9 protein-coding genes and 1 other RNA gene are annotated in these 14575 nt (G+C 50.5%); 9 read left to right on the top strand and 1 reads right to left on the bottom strand.

Translation table 11 applies throughout. From position 1 onward, the window contains the following. The first annotated feature begins 295 nt into the window (after window positions 1-295). The 9 genes from EV211_RS09460 (at window position 296) to EV211_RS09420 (ending at window position 12942) form a co-directional block, all read left to right on the top strand. A complete protein-coding gene (locus EV211_RS09460) occupies window positions 296-2500 on the top strand; it encodes an ATP-dependent helicase (RefSeq protein ID WP_133529189.1) in 2205 nt (734 codons plus the stop codon). Between the two features lie 34 nt (window positions 2501-2534). Beyond that, the gene (gene ligA, locus EV211_RS09455) at window positions 2535-4502 is read left to right on the top strand and encodes an NAD-dependent DNA ligase LigA (RefSeq protein WP_133529188.1); all 1968 of its coding nucleotides are present in this window, start codon (window positions 2535-2537) and stop codon (window positions 4500-4502) included. Continuing rightward, a complete protein-coding gene (locus EV211_RS09450) occupies window positions 4495-5496 on the top strand; it encodes an AIR synthase family protein (RefSeq protein ID WP_133529187.1) in 1002 nt (333 codons plus the stop codon). The genes ligA and EV211_RS09450 overlap by 8 nt, the downstream gene beginning before the upstream one ends. Window positions 5497-5624: 128 nt before the next feature. Beyond that, window positions 5625-5724, top strand: an RNA gene (gene ffs, locus EV211_RS09445) — signal recognition particle sRNA small type. Window positions 5725-5767: 43 nt separating this feature from the next. After that, on the top strand, window positions 5768-7450 hold the full coding sequence (gene dnaX, locus EV211_RS09440) for a DNA polymerase III subunit gamma/tau (RefSeq protein WP_133529186.1): 1683 nt from the start codon (window positions 5768-5770) through the stop codon (window positions 7448-7450). 44 nt (window positions 7451-7494) lie between these two features. Then, window positions 7495-7857 (top strand): YbaB/EbfC family nucleoid-associated protein, encoded by a 363-nt coding sequence (locus EV211_RS09435; protein WP_133529185.1) that lies wholly within the window; start codon window positions 7495-7497, stop codon window positions 7855-7857. A gap of 17 nt (window positions 7858-7874) precedes the next feature. After that, window positions 7875-8477 (top strand): recombination mediator RecR, encoded by a 603-nt coding sequence (gene recR / locus EV211_RS09430; RefSeq protein WP_133529184.1) that lies wholly within the window; start codon window positions 7875-7877, stop codon window positions 8475-8477. 168 nt (window positions 8478-8645) lie between these two features. Then, window positions 8646-10121, top strand: a complete 1476-nt coding sequence (locus EV211_RS09425; RefSeq protein WP_133529183.1) for an APC family permease — start codon at window positions 8646-8648, stop codon at window positions 10119-10121. 265 nt (window positions 10122-10386) lie between these two features. Continuing rightward, window positions 10387-12942 (top strand): hypothetical protein, encoded by a 2556-nt coding sequence (locus tag EV211_RS09420; protein ID WP_133529182.1) that lies wholly within the window; start codon window positions 10387-10389, stop codon window positions 12940-12942. A gap of 137 nt (window positions 12943-13079) precedes the next feature. On the opposite strand, the gene EV211_RS09415 is transcribed toward EV211_RS09420, so the two are convergent. Then, window positions 13080-14501 (bottom strand): sodium-dependent transporter, encoded by a 1422-nt coding sequence (locus tag EV211_RS09415; protein ID WP_133529181.1) that lies wholly within the window; start codon window positions 14499-14501, stop codon window positions 13080-13082. Between the last annotated feature and the right edge of the window lie 74 nt (window positions 14502-14575).

Below are 14575 nucleotides of genomic sequence, written 5' to 3'. Positions count from 1 at the left end.
TGACGATTAGTTAATTAAAAAAACTGCTATAAAAACCCTGAATAAATACCGGTATGTGATTGAAAACATGCCGGTTTTCTTTTTTTGGTAGCCATTTTCCTTGATTTGTTGGAAAACAAGTCTGCGCCTGCCCCGCTGCGCCGCCGGCCGCCCCGGCTGCCCCTGCCGCTCCGGCTGCCGGCCACCGCCAGCACCGGCCGCCCGCGCGGCACCCGCCGGGCAATATACCGTTTCATTTTCACCCCGGATATGATAAAATGGAAGACGGCAATAAAATGAAAAACAGGAGAAGAAAATGAGTTTAGAAAATTTGAACGACAAGCAGCAGGAAGCTGTTAAACAGATAGAAGGGTCACTTCTGATACTGGCAGGAGCGGGCTCCGGCAAGACCAGCACTATGACCCACAGGATCGCATATATGGTGGATCAGGGCATCTCGCCATATAACATTCTGGCCGTGACTTTTACTAACAAGGCCGCGTCGGAAATGCGCAGCAGAGTCGAAGACCTTATCGGAGACTGCAGCAATATGTGGATCATGACATTCCACGCCATGTGCCTGCGCATGCTGAGAATATTTCCCGAGCAGATCGGCTACCAGCCGAATTTTGTTATATATGATACTTCGGACCAGAAGACCCTGGTCAGGAATATTCTGAAGGAAAAGGGCATAAGCGACAGAGAATTCAAGCCTCAGTACATTCTGGCGGTAATCAGCAAGAGCAAGGAAAAGGAAAAGGACGCGGAAGGATACCGCGCAGCTGAAGAGGAAAATTATAAGACCAAGGCTATCTACACGGTTTTCAAGGAGTACGAGGAAAGGCTGAAGAAGAACAACGCCATGGACTTCGACGACATCCTCCTCAACGCCGTGAAGCTTTTCGAGAGAGACGAGGCGGCCCTGCTGAAATACCAGCAGCGCTTTCATTATATAATGGTAGACGAATATCAGGACACTAACCACATTCAGTACAAACTCATCAAGATGCTGGCCGAGAGCCATCACAACCTTTGCGTAGTCGGCGATGACGATCAGTGCATTTACGAGTGGCGAGGCGCCGATATCAGGAATATCCTGGATTTTGAGAAGGATTTTCCGGAGGCCAAGACTATCAAACTGGAGCAGAATTACCGCTCCGTAGACAACATCCTGAAGGCGGCCCATTCAGTGGTCCGCAACAACCGCAGCCGTAAGGAAAAGCAGCTTTGGACCAATAAGGAATGCGGAGAAAAGATACCATATTACAGAGCAGACACGGACAAGGAAGAGGCCGATTACGTAGCGAGGCAGATCGGGTACATGGCCGACAAGGGCAGGAGCCTTAACGACTTCGCCATACTTTACAGGACCAACGCCCAGTCGAGACTTTTCGAGGGATCCCTCAGTCAGCACGGACTGCCTTACAGAGTTCTGTCCGGCCAGAGATACTACGACCGGAAGGAAGTCAAGGACGCCATGGCATATATGAGGCTGGTGGTCAACCCTCTGGACGATCTTTCCCTGCGCAGGATCATCAACGAGCCTAAGCGCGGCATGGGAGACAAGTCAGTGGAGAAGATCGCCGCCTTTGCCGAGATCAGAGATCAGAGCATGATGGAGGCCCTGAGCGACCCGGAAGTCCTGGACACTTTGCCGGGCAGAGCCTACGACAGCGTTAAGGAGATGGTCGAGTGCATCAACCTCTGCAGACAGGAGAAAGATAACCTGAGAGTGTCGGACATTTACGACACCTTACTTGTGAAAACAGGATATATGAAGGCTTTGGAGGACAGTAATACCGTCGAGGCCGAGGCCCGTATGGACAACCTTATGGAGTTCAAATCGGTTATTTACGATTATGAAAAAGATGCGGAGAATCCAACAGTCGAAGAGTTCATGGAGCAGCTGACACTGGCTGCCGAGGTGGACAACTACGACGAAGATCAGGATACGGTCACCCTCATGACCATGCACAGCGCCAAAGGGCTGGAGTTCCCGGTGGTATTCATGCCGGGACTTGAGGACGGACTTTTCCCGGGGAACAAAGCCTTCGACAGCGTGGCCGGCATGGAGGAAGAGCGCAGACTCTGCTATGTGGGCATGACCCGCGCCAAGGAACTTTTGTACCTGACAAGCGCAGCCGTGCGCACCCGTTACGGCCGGACAGACTACACCCGCGAGTCACAGTTTTTGCGTGAGGTGGACAAAAAGCTACTTACAGGTGACGCGGTCTTTGAGAAGAAAAGCGGCGGCACCAGCCTGGGCGTTTCCACCGGCAGCATGGACGGTTACGCCAAGGAACCTTACAAACCGTACGACGCTTTGAAATACGCCCGCATGAACACCAGGGCCAACGCAGGCACCGGCGAGACGGAATTCGCCGTGGGGGACAAAGTCGAGCACAAAAAGTTCGGCCAGGGTCTCGTCATCGAGGCGGACGATAAGACCGTCAAGGTGGCTTTTGACAGCGTGGGAATGAAGAAGCTGGCCAAGGGGCTGGCGCCTTTGAAGAAAATATAGACCGGCGCGGGATTTGCGCTGAAGAGGATACGAGATGGACAAAAAACAACAGATAAAAGAAAAAGTCGACCTTTTGAACCGGGCGGCCAGGGCATATTATCAGGACGCCGAGGAGATCATGCCGAATCTTGAATATGACCGCCTTTACGACGAGCTGCGGGCTCTGGAGGAAGAGACGGGCATCATTCTTGGAAACAGCCCCACTCAGAAGGTGGGCTACGAGGTGGTTTCGAATCTGCCTAAGGAAAGGCATCCTAAGAGGATGTTGTCCCTGGACAAGACCAAGAGCCGTGAAGCTCTGGCAGACTGGCTGGGGGCCCAGACGGGGCTTCTTTCCTGGAAACTTGACGGTCTGACCATAGTCCTTACCTATGAAGGAGGACAACTGGTCAAGGCTCTGACAAGGGGCAACGGCGAGGTAGGTGAAGTCATAACAGGCAACGCCAGAGTCTTTGCCAACGTGCCGGTATCTGTGCCTTTCAATGGGCGCATGGTACTCAGAGGCGAGGCTGTGATCAAATACAGCGACTTCGATAAGATAAACGCTGAGATCGGCGATGCAGATGCTAAATACAAGAACCCCAGGAACCTTTGCAGCGGTTCGGTAAGACAGCTGGATCCGAGAGTCACCAGGGAAAGAAACGTGAATTTCTTCGCCTTCGCTCTGGTAGAGGCAGATGGCGTGGATTTCGGCGGCCTGCGCAGGAATCAGCTGAACTGGCTTGCCGAGCAGGGATTCGATGTAGTTGAATTCGTAGCAGTGAATCGCGAGAACACTGTGGCTGCTATCGCAGATTTCGAAAACAGGATCCAGAGCAACGACTTCCCATCAGACGGTCTGGTCATGCTCTACGACGATATAGAATACGGGAGATCCTTAGGCGCCACAGCCAAATTCCCGAGAGATTCCATAGCCTTCAAGTGGGCTGACCAGCAGGAGGAGACCACACTGAGAGAGATCGAATGGAGCGCATCCAGAACCGGTCTCATCAATCCGGTGGCCATCTTCGATCCCGTTGAACTGGAAGGGACCACAGTGTCCAGAGCCTCCGTCCACAACATCAGCGTCATGGAAGAACTGAAGCTGGGCATAGGCGACACTATCAGGGTATACAAGGCCAACATGATAATCCCTCAGATCGCTGAGGACATAACGGCCAGCAACAATATAGAAATCCCTACAGCCTGCCCCGTATGCGGCGGTCAGGCCATCATCAGGGATGACAGCGGAGTCCGGACTCTGTTCTGCACCAACCCGGAGTGCCCCGCCAAGCAGATCAAGAGTTTCTCTTTGTTCGTGTCCAGAGACGCTATGAACATCGACGGTCTAAGCGAGGCCACTATAGAAAAGCTCATCGGCCGCGGCCTCATAAGGGAATTTGCAGACATTTTCCGTATCAGAGAGTTCCGCGATGCCATTGTGGAAATGGAGGGCTTCGGCGACAAATCCTTCGACAATATGGTCGCGTCGGTTGAAAAGTCTGAGGATACCACGCCGGAAAGGCTTCTCTACGCTCTCGGCATCCCGGGAATAGGAGTGGCTAACGCCAAGGTCATCGCCAGGGCCTGCCATGAGAAATGGTCTGCCATCCAGTCTCTCACAAAGGAAGACCTGCTGGCAATCGACGGCGTAGGCGACGTGCTGGCGGACGGCTTCGTGGCGTACTTTGCCGATCCGGTCAAGTCGAAAATAGTCGAAGATATTCTGAAAGTAGTACGCATTGACGAAACAGAGGAGGCCAGAGACGACTTCTTCGCCAATGTGACCTTTGTTATAACGGGCTCTTTGAACAATTATGAAAACCGCGACGCCCTGAAGGCGGAAATAGAGCATGCAGGAGGCAAGGTGGCCGGCTCAGTCAGCGCCAGAACCTCATATCTCATAAACAACGACGTTAACTCCACATCGGGGAAAAACAAGAAGGCCCACGACCTGGGCGTGCCTATAATAGATGAAGCCACAGTCAGCAGATGGCTGGAGACAGGAGAGATCAATGAGTGAGTTGAAAATAGGAAAACTTGACAGCGAAGTGCTTCAGAGCATCGTCATAGACAAGATCAAGTTCAAAAGGCCTGAGGTGAAGACCCGGGCCGGCATTGGAGAGGACTGCGCCGTAGTGGATTTCGGTGACTACGAATGCGTTATTTCCACGGATCCGATCACGGCCGACGTGAAGGATATCGGCAAGCTGGCCATCCACATTTCCTGCAACGACATTGCCAGTAACGGAATCGAGCCCCTGGGCATAACTCTGGCGGTAATGCTGCCTGTGGGTACCACAGAGAAGGACATTTCCATCATCATGGCTCAGGCCGGTCAGGCGGCTGAGGACTGCGGCGTCGAGATCATCGGCGGCCATACGGAAATAACCGACGCGGTCAACAAGCCTGTTATCGTGTCTACGGCTTTCGGCCGGGGACTTGCCGGCGCGTCACAGAAAGCGGAAGATATGAAGCCCGGCGACATGATTCTCATGACCAAGACAGCCGGTCTGGAAGGCACGGGAATCATCGCTTCCGACATGGAGGAGCAGCTGGCAGGCGTTCTCACAGAAGCGGAGATACGTCGCGCAAAGGGTCTCCTGAGGGATGTCAGCGTAGTGCCGGAGGGTATTGCCTGCGGTAAGATAGGAACGTCGGGAATGCACGATGTGACAGAAGGGGGCATACTTGGAGCCATATGGGAAATGTGCCACATTTCCGGTCTTGGCTGCGAGGTGGAAGTAGAAGCCATTCCCGTAGAGCCTGTGACAGAAAAGATCGCAGAGCACTTCGGCATCGACTGGCTGAGACTTATTTCCAGCGGCTCCATGCTCATAGTAGCGCCTGTTTCCAAGGCCTATAAGATAGTGACGGAACTGGACGCCAGACACATACGCTGCAGCGTCATCGGAAAGATCTGCGACAGTGATACCGGAGTCATGGCCGTACATCCTGACGGACGCAGAGAAGAAATCGCCCCGCCGTCAGCAGACGAGCTGTACAAAGCCATATAAAGTCGGATTTTGTCGAAGGGCCTTGGTCACTGTTGACATTAATGGCGCCTGCGGTGTTGACATAAGCCGCAAAAACCCATATAATAATATAGTTGAAAAATTGCCCTTTAATAGCTTCGCCTGGCATGGTTTGGGTCCTGCGCAATAGGATGCCGTGAATCTTGTCAGGTCCGGAAGGAAGCAGCAATAAGCGGAAGTTCTTATGTGCCGCAGATAAGCCTTCTCCAACGTCACGCGGAGCTTTTAAAGGGCAATATCATTTGGAGAAATCATGCAATATAAAGCCCTCTACAGAGAACACAGACCGGAGATCTTCAGCGAGATCCTGGGGCAGGATCACATAGTAAAGATCCTGAGGAATCAGATAGCCACCGACACTGTCGGCCACGCCTATCTTTTTTGTGGTACGAGGGGAACAGGCAAGACCACAACGGCCAGGATCCTGGCCAAGGCTCTCAACTGCACCGATGAAAGCGGCGGAGAGAAGCCCTGCGGTCAATGTGCCAACTGCCAGGCTATAAGCAACGGCAGCTTTATGGATGTAATAGAAATAGATGCGGCGTCCAATAACGGCGTCGATAATATCAGGGAGCTGCGTGAGAGCGTCAAGTACCCGCCGAGCATAGGTCGGAAGAAGGTCTACATCATCGACGAGGTCCACATGCTGTCGACGCAGGCCTTCAACGCTTTGCTGAAGACCCTGGAGGAACCGCCGGAGAACGTGGTTTTCATTATGGCTACCACAGACCCGCAGAAACTGCCGCAGACGGTTTTGTCCCGTTGCATGCGGCTTGATTTCAAGCGTGTCACTGCCGACGTCATCATGGGTAACATGGCTGACATCTGCGCGGGACAGGGCGTGGAGATAACGGACGATGCCCTGCGACTTCTTGCCGTCAACGCAGACGGCTCCGTCAGAGACTCTTTGAGCCTGTTGGAACAGTGCCTGTCCGCAGGTGAGAAACGCCTGGACAGAGACACGGTCCTGGAATTTCTCGGGGCAGTGCCGGAGGAATTCTACCTGGAACTGACTGAGAAGGTCCTGACTCACAATATCTCCGAAGCCCTGATAATGCTGAACAGCGCCCTTCAGGAGGGTAAAGATGTCAAGCAGATGATGAAGGACTGGATGGCTCATTACAGGAATCTTCTGATCACTAAATACGTAAAGGACCCTGAGGACATGCTGAATATGTCTCAGGATAATATAGTTGCTCTGGCGGATCAGAGCGCTAAGATCGAGCTGGCTCAGCTGAACGCCAGCATAACGACTCTGGCCAAGGCTATCAATGACGCTCGCTATTCGACTCAGGCCAGGATACTCATGGAAGTGGTCATCGTAGATCTGGCCACAGGCGTTGAGTATGGGCAGCCTGCAGGTCAGGCGCGTCCGGCACGGGTAATGTCCACGGGCTCACCGGCTATCAGCATGCCGGCCAGGAAGTCCGCTCCGGCGCAGAAACCGAAAGCGACATCTCAGCCAGATGCAGGCGCAAAACCAAGCTCGGCAGGCGCCGATGCAGGCGCGGATCAGGCTCAGACGGTTGGCAACGATGCAGGCAGCGATGTTCAGCCGCAGACATCGGCTCAGCCCCAGACAACGGCTCAGCCTCAGACGACGGCCGACAGCGCCGCGGATCTGGAAGACATCTGGCGAGAAGCCTTTGAAATGGGCGAGACCGTCAAACCCAGCCTGAACACCATGAGAAGGGCAGTTTTGTCGGAGATGAATGATAAGGAGTTCAAGGTCATAGTAGACAGCCCCGTATTCAAAAGTCTGCTGGAAAAGGATGAACAGCTCATATGCCAGCTCATGGAGAAGCAGACCGGCGTCAGGAGACGTATGGTATGCAAACTGAAGGGGCAGGAAGCAGATAAAGATGAAGACGGGAAGCTGGATGAAATGGCTCAGCAGGCCACAGATGTCCTGGGCTTCAATGTAGAAATAAAGTAGAAAGCATTCGGCTTACAGGGCCGAGTCGAAAGGAGAAATAGATCATGGGAAAAGGAATGAGAGCGGGCAAACGCCCTAAGACCGGCGGCGGTGGCGGCAAGAAGGGCCAGATGGCTCAGATCCAGCAGATGCAGGCTATGCAGAAGCAGATGGAGACTATGCAGGCAGAACTTGACGAGCAGGAATACACAGCCACAGCAGGCGGCGGCGTTATTAGCGCCACAGTAACCGGAAGAAAAGAGCTGAAGGCTCTGACTATCGATAAAGACGTAGTCGATCCCGATGATATCGAGACTTTGCAGGATCTTGTCATTGCAGCGGTCAACGAAGGCGTGAGAATGGCCGACGAAGCCCAGAGCGACGAGTACGGCAAGCTCACAGGCGGACTGGACATTCCGGGACTGTAAACGGGAGCGAGTTTGATATGACGCAATATCCGAGGCCCCTAGGCAGACTGGTTGGCGAACTTTCCAAACTGCCGGGCATAGGCATGAAAACTGCACAAAGGCTGGCCTTCCACATTTTGTCCCTGACGGATGAAGAGGCGGAGAGTCTGTCTTCGGCTATAACTGAGGCCAAGCACGCTATGAAATACTGTTCAGTGTGCGGCAACCTGACGGATCGTGACCCCTGCGCTATCTGCAGCGACCAGGGCAGGAGGCATGACGTTATTTGCGTAGTTGAAAGTCCTCAGGATGTTATGGCTATGGAACGCATCAAAGAATATAACGGGCAGTATCACGTGCTCAACGGTGTCATTTCGCCCATGGACGGCATCGGTCCGGAAGATATCAATCTCAGGCAGCTCATAGTCAGGCTGCAACAAAACAGTGAGATCCAGGAGGTCATCCTGGCCACCAATCCCAACATCGAAGGCGAAGCCACGGCTATGTACATTGCCAGGCTTTTGAAACCGTCGGGGATCAAGGTGACGCGCATAGCTCACGGTCTGCCTGTAGGCGGGGATCTGGAATATGCCGATGAGGTCACGCTGTTGAAGGCCGTCGAAGGCCGAACGGTACTGTAATATTGAGGGCGTCTATGAAAGACGCCTGTTATTTTGCGTATTTTGGACAAAATTTGGATTTCAGGCCAAAAAATCGTTGATTTATTTGGGAATGGTGATATAATTATGTATTGTAATTATTCTTATTATTAACAAGGAAATATAAATTAGAGTTAGGAGTTATTTATTATGAATCAAGGATTTGAGCGAAGATACGGCTTGCTCACAGCTATTTGCATGGTTGTCGGTATAGTTATAGGATCAGGCGTATTCTTCAAAGCACAGACAATACTGCAGGCGACCAACGGAAATATGCCTCTCGGCATTTTAGCATGGATCATCGGCGGCGTTATCATGCTGGTATGTTCTCTTGCTTTCGCTACTATGGCGACTAAGTATGAGAAGGTAAACGGCATCGTAGACTATGCGGAGGCCACAGTAGGTCACAAATATGCATATTTCATCGGATGGTTTATGACAACCATTTATTACCCGACACTTACATCAGTACTGGCATGGTTAAGCGCCAGATACACATTGGTATTTATCCAGTCATGCAATCCGGTTGGACTTAAGGACCTGGATCCTGTAACGGGACCTGAGTGTATGGTCCTTACACTGTTCTTCCTTTGCGCGGCTTATTTTGTAAACGCCATCTCACCTAGACTGGCCGGAAAATTCCAGGTAGCCACTACGTTCATCAAGCTGATCCCGCTGATCCTTATGGCAGTAGTCGGAATCATCTACGGAATCGCATCAGGACAGCTGACAGAGAACTTCTCAAATACAGTTCAGCTGACAGGCGACATGGCCAACCCGGTAAATGTTAATCCGCTTTTCGGAGCAGTAGTTGCTACAGCATTCGCATATGAAGGCTGGATCATCGCTACATCCATCAACTCGGAGCTGAAGGACGCCAAGAAGAATCTTCCTAAGGCACTGACTATTGGCGCTATCATCGTAATGGCAGTATATATTTTCTACTATGTAGGAGTTGCAGGCGGAGCATCCAATAAGGATCTGATCTACAGCGGCGCTACAGTAGCATTCATCAATATTTTCGGAAACGTATTTGGAAATGTTCTGAACCTGTTCATCGCTATTTCCTGTATGGGAACTATGAACGGACTGATGCTCGGATGCACCAGAGGACTTTATTCAGTAGCAGCCAGAGGAAGAGGACCTAGCCCTCAGGTTTACAGACAGGTAGACCCTGAGACTAACATGTCCAACAACTCAGCTATCGTAGGACTTATGCTCTGCGCTTGCTGGTTCGTATTCTTCTACGGAGCAAACCTGGCACCTAATAACTGGTTCGGCGTATTCTCCTTCGATTCATCGGAGCTGACTATAGTAACCATATATGGTATGTACATTCCGATCTTCATCAAGTTCATACAGAAGGCAACGGATATGTCTACAGTACAGAGATATGTATGGCCTATACTGGCTATATGCGGAAGCGTATTCATGGTAATCGCGGCAATCTATGCACACGGATATAAACCATATGTGATCGCTAAAGCAGCAGGCAGTTTCGCTATTCCTATCGTATTCTATCTGATCGTATTCGCAGTGATCATGGCAATCGGCATGTTCATCGATAAAGGAAAAGGCGGCGGAGAGACTGAGGAAGAGAAGGAAGACGAGAAGACATTAGGCTAAATTCAGTATTTATAAGAAATGCTTATAGGAAGGCTATGAATAATGGCCTTCCTATAATTTTGTACAATTGCAACATTTTTTTACTGCAAACCTATTGAATCCTCAGCGGAGAGGACTATAATAATAGGGTGGGTTATTTACAGATTACTCTTGACAACGAGGGAGAGCTTGCAATAATACAGACTTTTTTGAATCGGGGAGCGATCAGCAGCACTATTATGAGGTGCTGCGGAATGTTTGTTTTATAGGAAGAGAGGAATGCAAAATGGAAGTTAGTAAAAAAATCGCGACTATCGTTCTGTCGATAGTCGTTTTGCTTGCAATGACGCCGATGATGGCCTACGCGGACACATCGCCACAGAGCAATGTGGCCAAGATCGGCACTACGGAATATGCGTCTGTACAGGCGGCGGTAAAAGCGGTAACAACAGATGCTCAGACTACTATAACCCTAGAGAAGGACAGCACAGAGGCCGGAGTTATCGTACCGGAAAGTAAAAATATTACTTTTGATTTAGGAAATCATACTCTGACTATCAATAAAGGAGTAGGATCCTCAGGAACAGAAACCAACGGTATGCAGCTGCTTAAGGGCAGTAATATCACCATAGAGAACGGCACTGTCTGCTCTGCGCAGAACCCTACAGTAAAGAGCGGCGACCCCGGGTCATTCTTCATATTGATTCAGAATTATTCTAACCTGAAGCTCAATAATGTAGTTGCAGACGGGCAGTATTGCAGAGACAACGGATATGTAGTAAGCAACAATTGCGGCAGCACAAGTTTTACAAATACTACTATCAAAGCACCGATGACCGGTCAGCATGCTTTTGATTCTTGCCATTTCAATGCATACGCCACCCCTACTGTAACGGTAAACGATGGATGCAGTATCAATGGTAATATTGAAACATCACATGAAGGAACCAATGATGGAACAAACGGCAAGATCGTCATCAACGGCGGTTCATTAACACCGACGACTGCAGGATCAGCACAGTGCGTGCTCAGCAGCATAGCTGCAGGCAAATCCGCGGCAGTTACTTTAGGCGCGGATATGACGGGCGAGCTCAGTGTACAGAAGAACACGACAGCGACGCTTTATCTCAATGGTCATAACATTACGGGTGCTTCATACACCGACTATAACACCGGAAATTATGACGCACATCCGACGATAAAGAACGCGGGGACACTGACTGTTAAAGGAAAAGGAATAATCCAGGCGGTAAGCAATGGTGAATCTGCTCTCTTCAACACAGAAGGCGGGAACGTCACATGCAGCGGCGGTGACTTCGCAGCGGCGGGATGGTACTCCATCAGGAATGAAGGAACTATGAGTCTTGCGGATGAATGCAAAGCAGATACTAAAAATGGCGTGAACGCGAGCACGATCATCAACGGGAAATCCAGCCATACGCCTGGAACAATGACTGATAATGCCAAACTGACTATCACAGGCGGCGAATATATTGGATATTATAACGTGATCAAAAATGGAGATACGAAAGCCGAGCTGGATATTCAGGGCGGAACTTTCACTGTCCCTGCAAATAGCACATGTACAAGTAAAAACGTCATAAAGAATTATGGCACATGCACAGCGACTATCAACGGCGGAACATTCAAAAATGAAACGATGACAGGAATAGATCATCTGCTTGCTAAAAAGAATACTACAGATCAAGATTATGTAGTTAGGGGCGGCACATTCTCCGCAGACCCAAGCACATATGTAGCATCGGGCTATGTTGTCAGCAAGTCCGGTAGCGATTACACCGTAGCGGGGTACATCCCGCCTAAGACAAATACAAACACGACTACTACGCCGACTGGCAAAGTGGAGACAACTACTACCACCACGCCGGACGTAACGACTACAGCTACAGGTCAGGTGACCGCAACCGTCAGCGACACAGAAGCAAGTAACATTTTGAACAGTGTTAAAAATGCCGAGGCAACGGGCGGAAATGTAGACACCAAGGTAGTAATAGCAGTCACCGGTGAGACTGGCGCTGATAAGGTCTACGTAAGCATGCCGGCAGCTGCAGTGAATGCTTTGGCCACCGATACTAACGCGACCGTAACCTTTGACACGGCCGTTGCTGATGTGACCTTGGATCAAAAAGCTCTCGACGCAGTGGCCGGAGCAGTTGGCGGCGCAGGTCAGGTGACCCTGGAGGTCAGCAATATCGCCTTGGAGTCTTTGCCGGCTGCTTTGCAGAATGGATTAGGTAAGGACGCAAAGGTGCTCGATCTAAAGTTGGCTACGCCTAAGGGCAATGTGACGAACTTCAATGGAGGAACCGTCACAGTGGAGACACAGATCCCGGCAAGCATAGAGGCTGAAGATGCAGCCTGCATCTATTTGGATAACGACAATAACGCCTTCGCCGTACCGGGTAAGGCTGTAAAAGGAGCCAATGGTCAGATGGATTATCAGTTCACCACAGGCCACAATTCCCATTATGCTATCGTGACTAAGGAAAACGCTGAGAAGGCTATAGCGGCCACAACGGCATCCCAGAACGCCAAGACTAAGAAGGCCGTCAAGGCAACAAAGGTTAAACTGAGTAAGAAGGCTTCTGCTAAGAAGGCTAAATTGAATTGGAAGGCCAGCGGTACGGTTTCCCTGACTACTTACAGGGTATACAGATCGGCTAAGAAGGCCAGTGGATACAAGTGTATCAAGACTGTTAAATCAACACATTACACATTCAAAAAGAATGCTAAGAAGCATTACTATTACAAGGTAAGAGCTTACAAGAAGGTTGCGGGAGTCAACGTATACACTAATTACAGCAATATACTGCGAATTTAATAGAAATCGATAAAACAAACATTCGACCTTCTTCAGAAATGATCAAGGCAAAACCCAAAAAGGCCGGCACCAAACTGCCGGCCTTTTGTTGAAACTGAGCTGTATTTTTTGGTTTACATGGGCATGTTGAATTTAGCCTATCCGAATAGTGTCTGGAACCATCCCATATTCGACAGGAAATAGCTGCTGAACTGGTACACCAGAATAAACAGCATGAACACCGGCGCGATGTAGCGCCAACAGATATCTACGAACCATTTCGACTTGTACGATGAGCCGATCCTTATTTCATCATCCAGGTAGCCGCGCCTGGACCAGCCTAGCAGAATGGCCATAAGCAGACCGCCCAGTGGCATCAGCAGTCCCTCCGCACTCAGGTCGAAAACCTGCAGCCAGCTGTCCATACCGAAAGGCTTCCACATAGACGAATTCAGTCCCATTTTGTCGACGCAGACCAGGATGCCGCCGCAGATGGTCAGCATAGTGATGATCCACACGGTGAAAGGACGATTGACTGTCTTTCCCATCCTGATGCGCCTGTCCATGATCGTTGAAATAAAGCCTTCCATAAGGCCGATACACGATGAGAACGCTGCCAGGAAAACCAGCAGATAGAATATAAATCCGAAAATCGGTCCCATGAATCCCATGGAGTCGAAAACTGTCTGAAGTGATACGAAAAGCATGCCGGTGCCCTGGCTCGGTCTGATGTCCATGGCGTATATGGCCGGTAGAACAGCCAGGCCTGCCAGCAACGCGGCAATAGTGTCAAAAGCCGGTATCCAAGCGGCACTCCGCTCCAGGTTGTCTTCTTTGCGCATGTATGAGCCGTAGGCAATCAGCGCGCCCGAGGCAAGGGACAAAGAGAAGAACATCTGGCTGCCCGCCACGGCGAAGACTTTCAGCCAGCCCATATTGGCGAAGACGGACATGTCCGGCTTGAACATGAATTTCAGGCCTTCGATAGCACCCGGCAAAGTACAGCTCCTGATGGCGATAATGGCCAGCATAATGTACACGGCCGGCATTGCCAGTGAACAAAACAATTCTATTCCGTGTTGTACGCCGCGCAGGACGATAATGGCTGTCGCAATGATGAAAATCAGCATAAAAATTATCGTCAGCTTAGGATTGGAGACGAAGGCTTCATAGTAAGATGCGCTGTTGGTGCTGCGCAGGCCCCATTTCAGATGAACTATGTCACAAAAGTTAGCTGTTGTGTATTTCAGAATGATGCCGCCGAGTACGCAGAAGAAGCATAGCAGGAAAAACGGTACGATGGTCTCGATGATGCCGTTGACTGTGAATTTCGGGTTCGCCTCGTTGTAGGCACCGATGGCTGCCTTGCCGGTCTTGCGTCCCAGGGAGATCTCTCCCAGCATCAAGGGGTATCCTATGAAAATTGCCATTACTATATATATTATAAGAAAGGCGAAACCGCCGTTTGCACCCATTTTGTAAGGAAATGCCCAGATGTTTCCCAGACTTACAGCGGATCCTACGGCCGCCATTATAAAGCCCGTATTGGAACTGAAGCGGCCCTTGCCGTTATTTGCCATGTACTAACCTCCAATAAAATAAACTACATGAATTCATTATAGTTGAGGCCATGGGTCATGTCAATGAACAAAAG

This window comes from Aminicella lysinilytica (assembly GCF_004362975.1).
GTDB classification, from domain to species: domain Bacteria; phylum Bacillota; class Clostridia; order Peptostreptococcales; family Anaerovoracaceae; genus Aminicella; species Aminicella lysinilytica.
Note: the sequence above shows the minus strand (reverse complement) of the source record. Positions and strands in the feature narration are given on the sequence as shown.